The organism is Propionivibrio sp., assembly GCF_029255185.1.
In the GTDB taxonomy this organism is placed as follows: domain Bacteria; phylum Pseudomonadota; class Gammaproteobacteria; order Burkholderiales; family Rhodocyclaceae; genus Propionivibrio.
On sequence record NZ_JAPUVO010000132.1, the window covers coordinates 83,058 to 98,522 of the forward strand.

Annotated in this window: 12 protein-coding genes and 1 tRNA gene; 7 read left to right on the forward strand and 6 right to left on the reverse strand. The window is 59.0% G+C overall.

Annotated elements, in window-relative coordinates; all coding sequences use genetic code 11:
• Nucleotides 1-126 precede the first annotated feature (126 nt).
• Nucleotides 127-777 carry a prepilin-type N-terminal cleavage/methylation domain-containing protein gene (locus Q1J43_RS14660; protein ID WP_301103247.1) on the forward strand — a complete coding sequence of 217 codons (651 nt, stop codon included), beginning with the start codon at nt 127-129 and terminating at the stop codon, nt 775-777.
• Nucleotides 778-818: 41 nt separating this feature from the next.
• Here the strand turns inward: Q1J43_RS14660 and Q1J43_RS14665 are convergent, their stop codons facing one another.
• On the reverse strand, nt 819-2,786 hold the full coding sequence (locus Q1J43_RS14665) for a monovalent cation:proton antiporter family protein (RefSeq protein WP_301103248.1): 1,968 nt from the start codon (nt 2,784-2,786) through the stop codon (nt 819-821).
• A 158-nt stretch (nt 2,787-2,944) separates the two neighbouring features.
• Between Q1J43_RS14665 and Q1J43_RS14670 the strand changes: the two genes are divergently transcribed.
• The 5 genes from Q1J43_RS14670 to Q1J43_RS14690 all read left to right on the forward strand — a co-directional run bounded on the left by Q1J43_RS14670 (nt 2,945) and on the right by Q1J43_RS14690 (nt 9,720).
• Complete coding sequence (locus Q1J43_RS14670) at nt 2,945-3,874, forward strand: polyprenyl synthetase family protein (protein ID WP_301103306.1); 930 nt, start codon at nt 2,945-2,947, stop codon at nt 3,872-3,874.
• 18 nt (nt 3,875-3,892) lie between these two features.
• A tRNA-Pro gene (locus Q1J43_RS14675) sits at nt 3,893-3,969 on the forward strand.
• A 33-nt stretch (nt 3,970-4,002) separates the two neighbouring features.
• Complete coding sequence (gene hrpA, locus Q1J43_RS14680; protein WP_301103249.1) at nt 4,003-8,013, forward strand: ATP-dependent RNA helicase HrpA; 4,011 nt, start codon at nt 4,003-4,005, stop codon at nt 8,011-8,013.
• 211 nt (nt 8,014-8,224) lie between these two features.
• Complete coding sequence (locus Q1J43_RS14685) at nt 8,225-8,968, forward strand: EI24 domain-containing protein (RefSeq protein WP_301103250.1); 744 nt, start codon at nt 8,225-8,227, stop codon at nt 8,966-8,968.
• Nucleotides 8,965-9,720 carry a molybdopterin-binding protein gene (locus tag Q1J43_RS14690; RefSeq protein ID WP_301103251.1) on the forward strand — a complete coding sequence of 252 codons (756 nt, stop codon included), beginning with the start codon at nt 8,965-8,967 and terminating at the stop codon, nt 9,718-9,720. The genes Q1J43_RS14685 and Q1J43_RS14690 overlap by 4 nt, the downstream gene beginning before the upstream one ends.
• A gap of 101 nt (nt 9,721-9,821) precedes the next feature.
• Here Q1J43_RS14690 and Q1J43_RS14695 read toward each other — a convergent pair whose 3' ends face one another.
• From Q1J43_RS14695 to Q1J43_RS14715, 5 genes are all read right to left on the reverse strand, one after another.
• A complete protein-coding gene (locus tag Q1J43_RS14695; RefSeq protein ID WP_301103252.1) occupies nt 9,822-10,376 on the reverse strand; it encodes a phasin family protein in 555 nt (184 codons plus the stop codon).
• Between the two features lie 202 nt (nt 10,377-10,578).
• The gene (gene lptA, locus Q1J43_RS14700; RefSeq protein ID WP_301103253.1) at nt 10,579-11,181 is read right to left on the reverse strand and encodes a lipopolysaccharide transport periplasmic protein LptA; all 603 of its coding nucleotides are present in this window, start codon (nt 11,179-11,181) and stop codon (nt 10,579-10,581) included.
• A complete protein-coding gene (gene lptC, locus Q1J43_RS14705) occupies nt 11,178-11,768 on the reverse strand; it encodes an LPS export ABC transporter periplasmic protein LptC (RefSeq protein ID WP_301103254.1) in 591 nt (196 codons plus the stop codon). Before lptC ends, lptA begins: the two co-directional genes overlap by 4 nt.
• Nucleotides 11,765-12,310, reverse strand: coding sequence for an HAD hydrolase family protein (locus Q1J43_RS14710; protein WP_301103255.1), 546 nt, complete (start codon nt 12,308-12,310; stop codon nt 11,765-11,767). Before Q1J43_RS14710 ends, lptC begins: the two co-directional genes overlap by 4 nt.
• Nucleotides 12,310-13,293 (reverse strand): KpsF/GutQ family sugar-phosphate isomerase, encoded by a 984-nt coding sequence (locus Q1J43_RS14715; RefSeq protein ID WP_301103256.1) that lies wholly within the window; start codon nt 13,291-13,293, stop codon nt 12,310-12,312. Before Q1J43_RS14715 ends, Q1J43_RS14710 begins: the two co-directional genes overlap by 1 nt.
• Before the next feature lie 213 nt (nt 13,294-13,506).
• Between Q1J43_RS14715 and Q1J43_RS14720 the strand changes: the two genes are divergently transcribed.
• Entirely contained in the window at nt 13,507-15,456 is a 1,950-nt protein-coding gene (locus Q1J43_RS14720; protein ID WP_301103257.1) for a dynamin family protein, read from the forward strand.
• The last annotated feature ends 9 nt before the right edge of the window (nt 15,457-15,465 follow it).

The window sequence follows — 15,465 nt, forward strand, 5'->3', positions numbered from 1 at the left end:
ATTTCTCGACAAATATGTCGAATAATCGACATATTTTTGCCCAGGGCGGGCAAAAAGCCCCCTTTTAACATGGCATGCAATCTGCTTTGAACTGACCGTCATTATCGCCTTGGGCGGGAGAATTAAATGAGAAAACAACAATCCGGTTTCACGCTGGTGGAAATTGCCATTGTACTCGTCATCATCGGTCTGCTACTTGGCGGGGTGCTGAAGGGGCAGGAACTGGTCAACAACGCCAAAGTCAAGAATCTGGCAAACGACTTTCGCGGGATTTCGTCCTTCGTATATGCTTACCAGGACCGCTTCCGTGCACTACCCGGTGACGACCGGGCCGCAAATACTCACCTTAACGGTGGCACTAACGCAGCCGCCGCAAGTCTTGGCAACGCTCGAATTGATGGTGCCTGGAACTCTGTGACGGCAACCGACGAAAGCTATCTGTTTTGGCAACATGTTCGCCTTGCCGGGCTCGCAACCGGAACAACAAATACCGCCGCCGGAGACTACATCCCACGCAATGCCGAAGGTGGCACCATTGGCGTTACCAGCGATCCCATACTTACCGGTCCAGCAATTCCCTATCCAGCAAGCTTCTATGTCTGTTCCCAAGGAATACAGGGGCGCTTTGCCAGGCAGATTGACACCACGCTGGATGACGGAAATACACAAACGGGAACAGTTCGGGTAATCACTGACAATGCCGCCAATATGGCAGAGGCGATCAACGTAGCAGCTGCGAACGACGCCGTTCTCTATACCGTTTGCATGAGCTTTTGATACCTCCAATTCATGGAGCCCGCTGCGGCGGGCTTTTTCGTTCACCCCCCAAGCAGCCGCGCTTCCGCCGTCGCCAGCGCCCCCGGCACACCGAGCAGCACCACCACATCGCCTGCTGCGAAGCGGGTTTCCGGCGAGGGCTCGAGGGCGCGGATATTGCGCCGACGTACCGCCGTGACCTCGACCCCGCACCCTTCTATGGCCAACTCGCTCAGCGTCCGCCCGACGGCATAGGCGCCAGCAGCCAGTGAGACAGAGTGCAGGCGCGCTTCCTCGCCGTCGCGGGCGTTTTCGTCATGATCGCTTTCGCCATGGAAGAAGCCGCGCAGGCTGCGATACCGTGCCTCCCGTGTCTGGCGAATTCGCCTGAGCACGCGATTGATTGGCACCCCGGCGTGAATCAGCGCGTGCGAGGCCAGCATCATTGCCGCTTCCAGAGTTTCCGGCACTGCTTCGGCAGCGCCGGCACGCTGCAGGCGCTCGAAGTCCTTGTCGTCGGTGGTACGCACGACCACTGGCAATCCGGGCGCCAGTTCCCGGATATGGCGCAAGACCTGTTCGGCAGCGCGCGTATCGATGAACGAGATAACCAGCACGCTGGCGCGGCTGATTCCGGCGGCCACCAACGTCTCGCGCCGGGTGACATTGCCGTAGACGACATTCTCGCCGGCCGCCGCTGCTTCACGCACGCGGTCCGGATCGAGGTCGAGCGCCAGGTAGGAAACTCCCTCGTGCGCCATGAAGCGCGCCAAATACTGGCCGCTGCGCCCGAAACCGCAAATCACTGCGTGTTTCTCGGTCGCCATGGCGCAGGCGGCCAGGGTGGTCAGCTGCAAGGAGCGCATCAGCCATTCGCTGGCGGCAAAGCGCAGCACCAGACGGTCACTGTAATGCACAATAAATGGCGCCAGAAACAGCGAAATCACCAGCGCCGCGAGAACTACCTGTACCGACAATTGGGGCGCCACGGCGTATTGCCCGATATCGGAGAGCAGGACAAAACCAAACTCGCCGCCAGCGCATAGCCACAGACCGGAACGCATGGCGGCGCCGCTCATCGCCCCGAATGCACGGGACAAGCTGTATACCAGGGCAAACTTGACCAGCAACAGCGCCGCTAGAAGAGCCAACACAGCGCCCAGATTGGACAGCACCAGCGCCACATCAAGCATCATGCCAACGGTCACGAAGAAGAGGCCGAGCAGCACGTCACGGAAGGGCTTGATGTCTTCTTCAACCTGATGCCGAAATTCGGTTTCCGAAATCAGCATTCCGGCAACGAAGGCGCCGAGCGCCAGCGACAGGCCGACGGCTTCAGTCAGCCACGCCAGCCCGAGGGTGACGAACAGTACATTGAGCACGAAAAGCTCGGCCGATTTGCCATGCGCGACAATAAAAAACCAGCGGCCAAGAAAGTGCTTGCCAAGCAGAAAAACCAGGGCGAGCAGCGCGCCTCCCTTGAGCAGGGCGATACCCATGGTCATCGCCATCTGTTCGGGAGACTGCGAGTACGATGGAATCAGGATGAGCAGCGGAATAACTGCCAGATCCTGGAACAGCAGCACTCCCATGACTTCCCGACCGTGCGGGGCATCAAGCTCCAGCCGTTCGCTGAGAAGCTTGGTCAGCACGGCGGTCGAGGACATCGCCAGCGTCCCGCCAATGGCTACCCCAGCCTGCCAGGGCAAGCCCAGGGCGACCGCCACAGCAGTCACGACGGCCAGGGTCAGCAACACTTGCAGCAAACCCAGCCCAAAGACGATGCGCCGCATGGCAATGAGCTTGGACAGTGAAAATTCGAGGCCGATCGAGAACATCAGGAAGACGACCCCAAACTCGGCCAGATAGTGCGCCCCGGCCAGACCCTCGAGGAGGTTCAGGGTATGCGGCCCGATCAGCGCGCCGACCAGCAGATAGCCCAGGATGGGTGGCAAATTCAGGCGGCGAAAAAGAATGACCGACAGCACCGAGGCGCCCAGCAACATCAGAATGATCGGCAGCGTTTCCATTGTGTCCATTGGCCAACGATTGGCATTGAGGCAATTGCTCAGAGCGTGGGAGAGAGTCGTAGTATTGACGGGGCGTGGCACTACGCCTAACATCTAAAAATTTTTCAAGGTGTTCTGCCGTGAAACTGGAACAGCTCTACAACCTGATTGAGTCAGACATGAAGGCCGTTGATGCGGTGATACGCTCGCGTCTTCATTCTGATGTGGCGCTGGTGCGGCAGGTTGCCGAGTATATCATCAACGCTGGTGGCAAGCGTCTGCGTCCGTCGCTGGTGCTGCTTTCCGCGGGTGCGCTCGGCTATCGTGGTGCGCATCGTCATGAACTTGCCGCAGTGGTTGAGTTTATTCATACCGCAACTTTGCTGCATGACGATGTGGTTGATGAATCCGATTTGCGGCGCGGGCGGAAAACAGCCAATGCCCTGTTCGGCAATGCCGCCAGTGTGCTGGTCGGTGATTTTCTGTATTCGCGTGCCTTCCAAATGATGACCGAAGTCGATGACATGCGCGTAATGCGCGTTTTGTCGGACGCCACCAATATCATTGCCGAGGGTGAGGTTTTGCAGTTGATGAACTGTCACGATGCTGACGTGGATGAAGTGCGGTATCTGCAGGTGATCCGCTACAAGACAGCCAAGCTGTTTGAGGCCGCGGCGCAGCTTGGCGCCATCATCGGCGGTGGCTCGCCGGAGATCGAGCAGCGTATGGCCGAGTATGGCATGCATCTGGGGACGGCCTTTCAAGTTATCGACGATGTGCTTGATTATTCGGGAGCCGAGGTCGAGACTGGCAAGCATCTGGGCGACGATCTGGCCGAGGGCAAGCCTACGCTGCCGCTGATCTATGTGATGCAGAGCGGTACCGCCGAGCAAGCAGCCTGCGCGCGCAGAGCGATTGAGATCGGTGGTTGTGATGACTTTCAGGCGGTGCTGGAAGCAATCCGCTCAACCGGTGCGCTGGAGCATGCCAAACAACAGGCCAAGGCCGAAGCCGATCTTGCCCAAGCTGCACTTGAGGCTTTACCTGCTTCCACATACAAGGATTCTTTGCTAGAATTGGCGACCTTCGCAGTTGCTAGATCCTTCTAGTGCTGTCGTTGTTTCGGTCGGGGCGTAGCTCAGCCTGGTAGAGTACTGCGTTCGGGACGCAGGAGTCGGAGGTTCGAATCCTCTCGCCCCGACCACTAATTCTCCGAGTAAAGCCCTTCCCCAATTCATTGAAGCGTAATTCCGAGTTCGCCGACTGTCTTGCCGTCGACCAGCGCCACCTGCGTTCGATGGCGCGCGATCTGCGTCACCTTTTTGGCGCCAGGCGCGATGCCTTGCAGGCCGAGTGTAACCGCCTGCTGGAGACATCGCGTGCCGCCGTCGCGGTGCGTCGCGAGCGATTGCCCAGGCCCGAGTTTGCCGATGACCTGCCGGTCAATGCGCGGCGCGCCGAGATTGCCGAACTGATCGAAAAGCATCAGGTGGTGATCGTCTGCGGCGAGACCGGTTCTGGCAAGACGACGCAGATTCCCAAGATATGTCTTGAACTCGGACGCGGAACCACCGGCCTGATCGGTCATACGCAACCGCGCCGCATCGCCGCCCGCGCCACCGCGGCGCGTATCGCGCAGGAACTGCACAGCGAGCTTGGCAGCCACGTCGGCTACAAAATCCGCTTTTCCGACCGCACCTCGCCACAGTCCTATATCAAGCTGATGACCGACGGCATTCTGCTTGCTGAAACGCAGGGCGACCCGTGGCTGGCCCAATACGACACCTTGATTCTCGATGAAGCGCACGAGCGTAGCCTGAACATCGACTTCCTGCTCGGCTATCTCAAGCAAATTCTGCCCAAGCGCCCCGACCTCAAACTGGTCATTACCTCGGCGACGATAGACGCCGAGCGTTTCTCGAAGCACTTCAACGCGGCCCCGGTGATCGAGGTTTCGGGCCGCATGTTCCCGGTTGAAGTGCGTTACCGCCCGGTGCAGACCGAGGAGGCCGAGAAGGACGACGAGCGCGACCTTTACGATGCCATTGTCGACGCTTGCGACGAACTGAACCGTACTGGCCCCGGCGACGTGCTGGTCTTCCTGCCGGGCGAGCGCGAGATTCGTGAAGCAGCCGAGGCGCTGCGCAAGCACGCTTTTGGCCGTGGCGGCGTGCATCCCGAAATCCTGCCGCTGTTCGCCCGCCTGTCGGTCGAGGAACAGTCGCGTCTCTTCAGGCCGCATGACGGACGGCGCATCGTGTTGGCGACCAACGTCGCCGAAACCTCGCTTACCGTTCCGGGGATCCGTTACGTCGTCGACTCGGGGCTGGCGCGCGTAAAGCGCTACTCTTACCGCAACAAGGTCGAGCAATTGCAGATCGAGAAAATCGCGCAAGCGTCGGCCAACCAGCGCTCTGGACGCTGTGGGCGGGTGGCCGCTGGCGTGTGCATTCGTTTGTACGACGAGCAAGAGTTCAATTTACGCCCGCCGTATGCCGATCCCGAAATCCTGCGTTCGTCGCTGGCCGGGGTGATTCTGCGCATGAAGGCGCTGCGCATCGGCGATGTCGAGGATTTTCCCTTCATCGAAGCGCCACCGCCCAAGGCGATCAGTGATGGTTACCAACTTTTACTCGAACTTGGTGCGGTGACCGACGATCATGCGCTGACGACGATCGGGCAGGAACTGGCCAAGATGCCGCTCGACCCCAGGGTGGCGCGAATGATCGTCGCCGCGCGCGACGAGGGCTGTCTGCGCGAGATACTGGTGATTGCCGCAGCGCTGACCGTACAGGACCCGCGCGAACGGCCGCAGGAGCGGCAGGGAAGTGCCGACGCCGCGCATAAGAAGTTCGCCGACGAGAAATCGGAGTTCTTGTCCTGGCTCAAGCTGTGGACCTGGTACGAAGCCGAGGTCGGGCACAAGAAGTCGCAGCGCAAACTGGTTGAGGCCTGCCACGAAAACTTCCTGTCGGCGCTGCGCATGCGCGAATGGCGCGACATTCACAGCCAGCTACACAGCCTCGCGGTTGAGCACGGCTGGCTTAAAGAGGCCAGCCCCCCAACCTCCTTCCCGAGGAAGGGGGCGCCTGCATCCTCGCTACGCTCGCAATCTGACGAAGATTCTGCCTTGGGGCGGCCCGGCGGCAGGATCAATCAGATTCCCGCGACCTACGACGCGATCCACCGTGCGCTGCTTGCCGGCCTGCTCGGCAACATCGGCTGCAAGTCGGAGGATTCGGGCTACTACCTCGGCGCGCGCGGCATGAAGTTTCTGATCCACCCGGGGTCGGCGCTTAACAAGAAAGCCGGAAAATGGATCGCCGCGGCTGAAATCACCGAGACGACTAAGCTCTTCGCCCGCTGCGTGGCGCGAATAGAGCCCGATTGGATAGAGAAAGTGGGCGCTCACCTGATCAAGCGCAGCTGGTTCGATCCGCACTGGGAAAAAAAGGCCATGCAGGTCGTCGCCTTCGAGCGTTCGACGCTCTACGGCATCGTCGTCCATCCCAACAAGCGGGTCAATTTCGGGCCGATGAACCCGCAGGAAGCGCGCGAGATTTTCATCCGTCAGGCGCTGGTCGGCGGCGAAGTTAGCGAGGAGTATGTCCGGCGCTGGGCCTTCTTCACGCACAACCACCAGTTGATGCTCGACATCGAAACGCTGGAGCACAAATCGCGACGCCCCGATGTGCTGGTCGATGACGAACTGATCTTTGCCTTCTACGACCAGATCATTCCCGAGGGATTGAGCAACGGCGCCGAGTTCGACCACTGGCGGCGCGAAGCCGAGCGCGAGAATAAAGAGTTGCTCTACCTCAAGCGCGAAGATTTGATGCGTCACGAGGCGGCCGGGGTGACCACCGAGGCATTTCCGCATCAACTCAAGCTAGGCGGCATTGAGTTTGCGCTCACTTACCATTTTGAGCCGGGCTCGCCGAGAGATGGCGTGACGCTGACGGTGCCTCTGGCGCAGCTCAACCAGATTCCGGCAACGCGTTGCGAGTGGCTGGTGCCGGGCTTGCTCAAGGAAAAAGTCATTCAACTCATCAAAACGACGCCGCAGAAGATACGCTCGAAACTGGTTCCGGTACCTGATTTTGCCGCCGAGTTCGCCGCCGCAGTTCAGCCTTCAGACAAGTCTTTGGTGCTGGCGCTGATTGCCTACATCCTGCATTCGCGCGGCCTCAATGCGCGCGGTTGGGAGATCACCCCCGACGCCTTTCGTCCCGATGTGCTGCCAGCGCATTTTTCCTTTAACTTCAAGCTGGTTGACGAACATGGCCGGCAACTTGGGCTTTCCCGCAGCTTGACCGATCTGCGCGGCGAGTGGGGCGGCAAGGCCAAGCAGGAATTCACCGAGCTGCACGAGACGCCGTCAGAGTACGCGGGGATGACCGACTGGAGTTTCGGCGAGTTGCCCGAATTGATGAAAGTTGACGTTGGCGGCGGGCAGATGGTGGTTGGCTATCCTGGCCTTTCCGACGATGGCGAGAGCGTCTCGCTGTGTGTTTTCGATACCGCCGAAGAGGCACGCGAAGCGCATGCGACGGGGCTGCTGCGGCTGTACATGTTGCAGTTCCGTGATCAACTCAAATACTTCGAGAAGAACCTGCCGGGTCTGACGCAAATGGCCATGGCCTTCATGCCGCTTGGTTCGCTCGACGATCTGCGCCGACAGCTTATCGACCTCACCTTCGCGCGCGCCTGCTTGGTCGAGCCCTGGCCGACCAATGCCGAAAGCTTCATGCTGCGCTGCGCCGAAGCCAAGTCGCGCCTCGGCCTGCTGGCGCAGGAAATCTGCCGCCTGGTCGGGCAGATATTGGCTGACTGGCAACAACTGCAAAAGAAACTGCCGGCTTTCAAAGTACATGCGGCAGCCGTGCAGGATATCAACAAGCAAGTCGCCCGGCTGATCGGCAAACGCTTCATCGCCGATACCCCCTTTGAGCGCTTGCAGCATTATCCGCGTTACCTCAAAGCCATTGGGTTGCGTCTTGACAAACTCAAGGCCGGCGGAGGCGAGGGCGCGGCGCGCGATGCCCGCCTGCTCGCCGAATTCGCGCCGCTGTGGACGAACTACGAACGACGTGCCATCGTGCTCGCCAAACAGGGCGTCACTGATACCCAGGTCGAGCAGTTCCGCTGGCTGCTGGAGGAACTGCGCGTTCAGCTTTTCGCCCAGGAACTGCGCACCCCGGCGCCGGTGTCGACCAAGCGGCTGCAGAAGATGTGGGAGGGGATTTGAGCAACAAAACCGCTTTCAACGTAGAGATCGCAGAGACGCAAAGGACGCAGAGAAAAATTCGATGTTCGTTCGTCAGGGGTGGTGCTCATCTCGGAATCCGTTGCTATCTTGTGATTTTTTTCTTCGCGATCTCCGCGTCTCTGCTCCCAAGGGGGTTTCCTTCGGGGCACGTTGAAAGAGCTTAGGTTTTTTACCTGAAAGGAGCCATCACGTGGGTGAAGTAATATTGGCGCTGCGGCGCAGTCTCATCACGCTCGGTTGCGGCCGGGTGTGGTTTTACATGCTCATGCCGGCGCTTTTGGCGCTGATCGTCATGGTCGGGCTGTCCGCTTTTCTGCTTGAGCGGCTGATATCCGGATTCGTCGAGCAGCCGCCGATGAGCTGGATTGCCGCCTGGGGTGCCTTCTGGCTGGCCAAACTGCTGGCGGCCCTTGGCGGCTGGCTGCTGATTCTCTCCGCCAGCTACCTGATTGCCCTGTTGTTGACGGCGATTGTCGTTCTGCCGCTGCTGCTCAAGCATCTGGCGGCGGTTGATTACCCTGAGCTGGCGCGCATGGGCAGTGACAGCCTGGTGGCGTCGACCTGGAACAGTCTGTGGGCCGCCGTCCTGTTCATCGCTGGCTGGCTGCTGACGCTGCCGCTGTGGCTGGTGCCGGGGTTGGGCCTGTTACTGCCGTTTTTCTGGATGGCCTGGCTCAATCGCCGGACCTTTGCCTTCGACGCCCTAGCCGTGCATGCCACTGACGACGAATGGCGCGAACTGCGTCGTCAGCAGGCCATGCCGCTACTGGTGCTGGGTCTGTGCATGGCGCTGCTTGCGCATGTTCCGTTCATGGGTTTGCTGGCGCCATCGCTGGCGGCGCTGGCCTATGTCCATTTTTGTCTTGAAGCGCTGCACCGCTTGCGGCAGGGCGCAGTGGTCGAGGTTATTGAAAATTCGGAGGGCAGGGCATGAACTTTGGCGCACTCATCATCGGCGACGAAATTCTTTCGGGAAAACGTATCGATCAGCATTTCGGGAAAATGACCCAACTGCTTGGCGCACGCGGCTTACGGCTATCCTGGGCGGAATATATCGGCGACGAACGTTCGCGCATCGCGGCAAGCCTGCGGCGCAGTATGGCGACAGGCGATGCGGTCTTCTGCTTTGGCGGTATCGGCAACACGCCGGACGACCACACGCGGCAGGCCGCTGCTGAAGCACTGGGCGTCGATCTGGTGCTACATCCGGATGCCGAACGCGAGATTCGCGCCCGTTTTGGTGACCAGACCGACGACACCCGCTTATTGCTCGCAACGTTTCCGCGCGGCGTCGACATCGTCCCCAACCCCTTCAACCGCATTGCCGGGTTCTGTGTGCGCGATCACTATTTTCTGCCCGGCTTTCCGCAAATGGCGCATCCGATGGCCGAGTGGGCGCTTGATACCTTTTACCGCCATCACTTCAATCGCCATCCCATGGTCGATAAGGCTTTTTTGCTGACCGGACCGAATGCCTACGAAAGCGCGCTGCTTTCGTTGATGGAGCGCATCGTTGCCGATTATCCGACGCTGCGCCTGTTCAGTCTGCCGTCGATTGGTGAAGACGGGCAGCGGCGGCATCTGGAACTTGGGGTCGAAGGTGACGAGGCGCTGGTCGACCAGGCGCTCGAGGAGATCAGGCAAGAAATAGAGCAGCGCGGCATTGTCTGGCGCTGGCGGGAGTAGACGAAAACCTCGCCTTTGCCGTAAACGACAAAACCCCGTTTCCGGGGTTTTGTCGTGCGCCTACGGGCGGGTAGCGCCAAAGCGCGTGAAGCAGACAGCGACTATTTTTTCTTGCCGGTAGGGGCCGCGGCACTCACCGCATTGACCGTGGCATTGCTTGCCGTAGCGATGTTGGCTTCAGCAATTTCAGCAGCCTGCTTGACTACATTCTTCATATTGTCGAAGGCCGAGCTGGCGGCTTCGAGTGCTGACTTGACGGCGGCAACGGCGACATCGGAACCGGCCGGGGCATTCTTTGCGGCCTTGTCCATCAGGCTTGATACCTGTTTCTGGAAATCGCCAAACTGGCTTTCGAGCTGCTTGGACACTTCCTCTTTCGATTGTGCCGAAATTTCGTAGAGGCTGCGGCTGTAGGCCACGGCCTGTTCGACGGCCGGCTGAAACTGAGCTGCGGTTAGCGCCAAGGCTTCCTTGGGATCTTTGGCGCCAAGTAGAGCCTTGGTATTGGCCATGCCGTCTTCCAGCATCGAGCGGGCGGTATTCAGGTTCAGAGCAGCGATACGTTCAGCGCTGGCCAGAGCGGTGTTGGCGAGTGACAGCATGGCATCAACAGAGGCTTTGTTGGCCGCAGCAAATTGTTCGGGGGTTGTGAACATGGTAAATCTCCTAGGTAAAAAAACGAGGACATGTGCAATGTTTGGCTAGTCAATTAACTTGCTGCACTGCACCATAGAAACGATTATAGACTCGGAAAACAGCTTGTCAAGCTTTTATGTTGCGGCGCAGCAAATATATTTTCCGTTTGATTCGCTTGGTTTTTAAAGCCTGATGGTAGCGCTCAGGTTCTGTAGAAGCGTACTACCTGGGAGCGACGGTTTCCGACGGCTTGAGCGTCAGGGGTTCGCCTTTCTGCTCGTCGGCCGCCGTGTTCTTGCCCTTGGGTTGGATGATCGCCCGCACCCGCGCTTGTGTGGCGCCGGTGGCGGTCTTGGTCTCGCCGCCGCCGTTAGTAACGAGATATTTCTCGGTCAGCGCGTCAAAGGAAATGTAATGCCCCTTGACTTCATCGAGTCCGCTCTTTACCCAGCCGCGAACAAAAAATTCGGTTTTTTCGTCGCGCGCATCGTGCTCGATGCGTTCGCCTTCACCTTCAATGTATTCATCCTGACCTTCGCGCTTCTGCCGGAAGCGCGCCAAGCCATTGGCGCCGCCAGTGGCGACGCCTTTCTGGAAACCGTCGGCATCCTGGGTGACGACCAGCCGACTGGTACGAATCTGCAGCGTCCCTTGATTAAGTACCACGTTGCCTTCAAACACCTGCACCTTTTTGACGTCGTCCATGCTGATACGATCAGCCTCGATGTTGATTGGTTTCTCGCGATCGGCTTTTTCCGCGTGCGCCGACAGGGCGAGAGCGGTCAGCAGGAGGGCGGCAAGGCGACAGGGTAATGTTGGCATCATGGATTCTTCTTTTTAGTGTATCGACTTTCCAGAACGGCGGAGGCTTGAGATTCAAGTACGTAGGTCTGCGCCCGGGTATCGACCTTCATGCCGACGCCCTTGACCCAGGATTTGCCCTGGGTGATCAGCACCTGGCTTTTGGTGAACGCTTTTTCGTCGTCCGGCAGGACCGTGAGTTCAGGCGTAAAACCGGTCATCGCTGCGTCTGTCGCAGTCGCCGCACGGGTGATCCGGACATTGTCGTATAAATCAATCTGCTGGCCGTCCTTGTTCGCATGCCCACGCTCGGCAAGCAGGGTCACGGTGGGACTTTTGGGGTACAGATAGACCAGGTTCGGCTTGAACATGTCGGTGCTGTCGTCATCCGGGTAATGCCGGATGTCGCTGGCCTTAAGTGTGTATTGCAGCCGCCCGGTCTGATCCAGCTTGCGCAGGACGCCATCCGAAACGATGTAATCCGGGTCGTGCCGATTTTTGCCGTCACGCCGCACTTCAGGTAACTCGGTGGCATAGCGCAGCCAGAAAGTCAGGCCGGTCAGGGCCAGCAGCAGACTCAGCGGGAAGAGAGCGCTGCCCCACTGTTTCATTTTGTGAGGGCCGGCAGATAGGGGGCAAGTACGGCGTCGAGTTTGCCCTGTGCATCGAGAATGAACTCGCAGACTTCGCGTACGGCGCCGCGCCCGCCGATCTTGCTCGAAAGCATGCGGGCGTAGGGCTTGACCGCCTCGTGGCAATCGGCAGGCGCGGCCGAGAAGCCGCAGGCGCCCATGATTTTCAGATCGACGATGTCGTCGCCCATGTAGCCGGCCTCATCGATGCTGATACCTTGTTTGGCGAGCAGGTCGTGCAGGGCTTCCAACTTGTTCGAGACGCCCTGATAGAGGATGTCGATGCCCAGGTTCTGCATACGCAACTCAACACAACGGGCTGTGCGACCAGTGATGATGGCCACAGTGATGCCGGCGCTCTGCAGCATGTGCATGCCGAGGCCGTCGAGACTGTTGAAGGCTTTCATTTCAATGCCTTCGTCGGTGTAAAAAAGCGAGCCCTCGGAGAGTACGCCGTCGACGTCAAAAGCCATCAGCTTGAGGCGGCGGGCGCGGGCCTGGGTGTCGTTAAGTGAGATCATTAAATGGCTTTTGCTTGGAAGAGGTCGTGCATATTGAGTGCACCGATCAATCGACCGTCATCGTCCGCGACGGGAATCTGGTTGATCTTGTATTTGTCCATCATATCGACTGCTTCGGCGGTGAGCTTGTCCGGGTTAATGCGGTGTGGCCTGGCGCTCATGACCTCGCTCACGGTGAGTCCCTGCAGGTCGCGATTGCCCACGATGGCGCGGCGCAGGTCGCCGTCGGTGAATATCCCGAGGATCTGGCGTTCGGGTGTGATGACGACGGTCATGCCGATTCGGCCACGCGAGATTTCACGCGTCGCTTCGGTCACGCTGGCATTTGCCAGAACAGTCGGAACGGCGTCGCCGGTGCGCATCACGTCGCGGATGCGGGTCAGCAACTGTCGGCCGAGCGTGCCGCCAGGGTGCGAGCGGGCGAAGTCATCGGCGCCAAATCCACGTGCGTCGAGCAGGGCTACAGCCAGCGCATCGCCCAGCGCCAGTGCCGCCGTGGTGCTGGCGGTTGGTGCCAGGTTGAGCGGGCAGGCTTCCTGCGCGACACCGGCATTGAGGTGCGCATCGGCGTCGCGGGCCAGTGACGATTTCGGGTTGCCGGTCATGGCGATCAGTTTGGCGCCTTGACGCTTGATTGACGGCAGGATGTTGAGCAACTCATCGCTCTCGCCCGAATTGGAGAGGGCGATCAGGACGTCGTCGGAGGTGATCATGCCAAGGTCGCCGTGGCTGGCTTCGGCAGGGTGGACGAAATAGGCCGGCGTTCCGGTGCTGGCCAGTGTCGAGGCGATCTTGCGCCCGATGTGCCCGGATTTGCCGATACCGCTGACAATGACGCGACCGTGGCAATTTAGAATCAGCGACAGGGCTTGCAGAAAGTTGTCGTCAATGCGGTCGATCAGAGCCAGGACGGCATCGCCCTCGATACGCAGCACCTGTCGCGCGAGGTCGAGAGTCTTGGAGGACGGCTGGATTTGGTTCATGGGCGGGCAGCGGTTATGACTGGCCAGAGTATAACAGAAGCCTCGGAGGCCCCTGACTACTGAAGGATCTTGGCTGCCAAACAGGGCGATTACCCTGGGTCGTCAAATGACGTCCGCAGGCATGCGACTGCTTTCTAAAATCAACTTCCATGTGATTGATTGATCTAGGCTTTGTGATAGAGTTCCCAAACATGTGTTCCGCTGGAATTGCTCATGACCCTTGCTCAACAATTTGCCGCCTACAGTGAATGGCGAACGCAACTCTCCTCGGGCCTTGAGGCTTTCCACCGATGGTTGTCCGACAACGAGCTTAGCGACGCCCAGACTGACCTGCGTATCCGGCTATTGCTCGAAAAATTGCACGAGGATCGTCTGCAGGTCGCCTTTGTTGCCGAATTCTCGCGTGGCAAATCCGAGCTGATCAACGCCATATTCTTCGCCGATTATGGCAGCCGCATGCTCCCCTCGACGGCTGGCCGGACCACGATGTGCCCGACCGAACTGATGTACGACCCGGCCAAGCCGGCGTCCATCGAACTGCTGCCAATCCAGACCCGTGAAAGCAATGTCAGCATCAGCGAATACAAACGCTTCCCCGACGAATGGACTGTGCTTCCGCTTGACATCGAGTCGGCCGAATCGATGCAGGAGGCGCTTCATTCTGTCAGCGAGGTGGCGCACGTCGCCCCGGAAGTTGCCGAGAGGTTCGGTTTTGCCGCTGGCGACAAGGAATCTACCTTGGTTCGCATCGCTAAAGACGGCATGGTCGAGATCCCGCGCTGGCGCCATGCCATCATCAACTTCCCGCACCCGCTACTGAAACAGGGGCTAATCATTCTCGACACGCCAGGCCTCAATGCCATAGGCACCGAACCCGAGCTAACGCTTTCGCTCCTCCCCAACGCTCATGCTGTGCTGTTCATTCTGGCCGCCGACACCGGGGTGACGCAATCCGACCTGGCAATCTGGAACGATCAAATCGGTGCGCCGGGAACGCGAAAGACAGGGCGTCTGGTCGTTCTCAACAAGATCGACAGCATGTGGGACGAACTCAAGTCCGAAGACGAGATCAACGCCGAAATTACCAAGCAGACCAATAGTTGCGCATGGACCCTTGATCTCCCTGCGGAGCAGATTTTCCCTGTCTCAGCGCAAAAGGCGCTGATCGCCAAAATCACCAATGACTCTGCACTGCTAGAACGCAGCCGACTGTCCGATCTCGAATTCGCCCTTTCCGATGAACTGATCCCGGCCAAGCAGGAAATCATCCACGAGAATACCGACGCCGAATTTTCCGACATCTACATGCGCACACGCGGCCTGCTCGAATCACGCCTTTCCGGGCTGCGCGAACAGCTTGACGAACTGACCGAACTGCGCGGCAAGAACAAAGGCGTTGTCGAATACATGATGGGCAAGGTACGCATCGAGAAGGAAGAGTTCGAGTCCGGACTACAGCGCTATTACGCCGTCCGCAGCATTTTCTCGCAACTGACCAACAAGCTCTTTGCCCATCTTGGTATTGATTCTCTGCGCACGCTGATTACGACAACTCGCGAGACGATGGGCAAAGCGACTTTCTCCAGAACCCTGTCCGAGGCGATGAAGAATTTTTTCAGCATCTCACGCGCCAATCTTCAAAAATCAGACGGCGAGATCAGCGAAATCCTCTTGATGATGGAGGCCGTCTACAAAAAATTCTCGGTCGAACACGGCCTCAAACTTGGCACACCGCACGGGTTCTCGCTGATCCGTTACCGGAAGGATATCGACCGCCTTGAATACTGGTGCGATACCCACCTCAACACCATGTTCCAGTTGATGATGATCGAGAAGAACAAGGTCACGCAGAAGTTTTTCGAGGAGGTCGCCGTTCAGGTCAAACGCGCTTTCGAACGCGCCAACCGGGACGCGGAATCCTGGCTGAAGGCGATCATGGCGCCAATGGAAACGCAGGTCCGCGAACATCAAATCCAGTTCAAGCGACGACTGGAGAGTATCAAACGCATTCATCAGGCAACCGACACGCTTGAAGATCGCATCACCGAACTGGTGCACGTCGAGAACAGTCTGGTTTCCCAGATCCGGTCAATCGAGAGCGTGGCCCAAGACGTTCAACACCAATTGAACGTCACCCAGCGCCGCCTGCGCAGCGCCGCCTAACGGCGTTAT

Coding starts and splice junctions, on each gene's coding strand:
- Q1J43_RS14660 (WP_301103247.1), top strand. CDS start 127: ATGAGAAAACAACAATCCGGTTTCACGCTGGTGGAAATTGCCATTGTA.
- Q1J43_RS14665 (WP_301103248.1), bottom strand. CDS start 2,786: ATGGAAACGCTGCCGATCATTCTGATGTTGCTGGGCGCCTCGGTGCTG.
- Q1J43_RS14670 (WP_301103306.1), top strand. CDS start 2,945: ATGAAGGCCGTTGATGCGGTGATACGCTCGCGTCTTCATTCTGATGTG.
- Q1J43_RS14690 (WP_301103251.1), top strand. CDS start 8,965: ATGAACTTTGGCGCACTCATCATCGGCGACGAAATTCTTTCGGGAAAA.
- Q1J43_RS14695 (WP_301103252.1), bottom strand. CDS start 10,376: ATGTTCACAACCCCCGAACAATTTGCTGCGGCCAACAAAGCCTCTGTT.
- lptA (WP_301103253.1), bottom strand. CDS start 11,181: ATGATGCCAACATTACCCTGTCGCCTTGCCGCCCTCCTGCTGACCGCT.
- lptC (WP_301103254.1), bottom strand. CDS start 11,768: ATGAAACAGTGGGGCAGCGCTCTCTTCCCGCTGAGTCTGCTGCTGGCC.
- Q1J43_RS14710 (WP_301103255.1), bottom strand. CDS start 12,310: ATGATCTCACTTAACGACACCCAGGCCCGCGCCCGCCGCCTCAAGCTG.
- Q1J43_RS14715 (WP_301103256.1), bottom strand. CDS start 13,293: ATGAACCAAATCCAGCCGTCCTCCAAGACTCTCGACCTCGCGCGACAG.
- Q1J43_RS14720 (WP_301103257.1), top strand. CDS start 13,507: ATGACCCTTGCTCAACAATTTGCCGCCTACAGTGAATGGCGAACGCAA.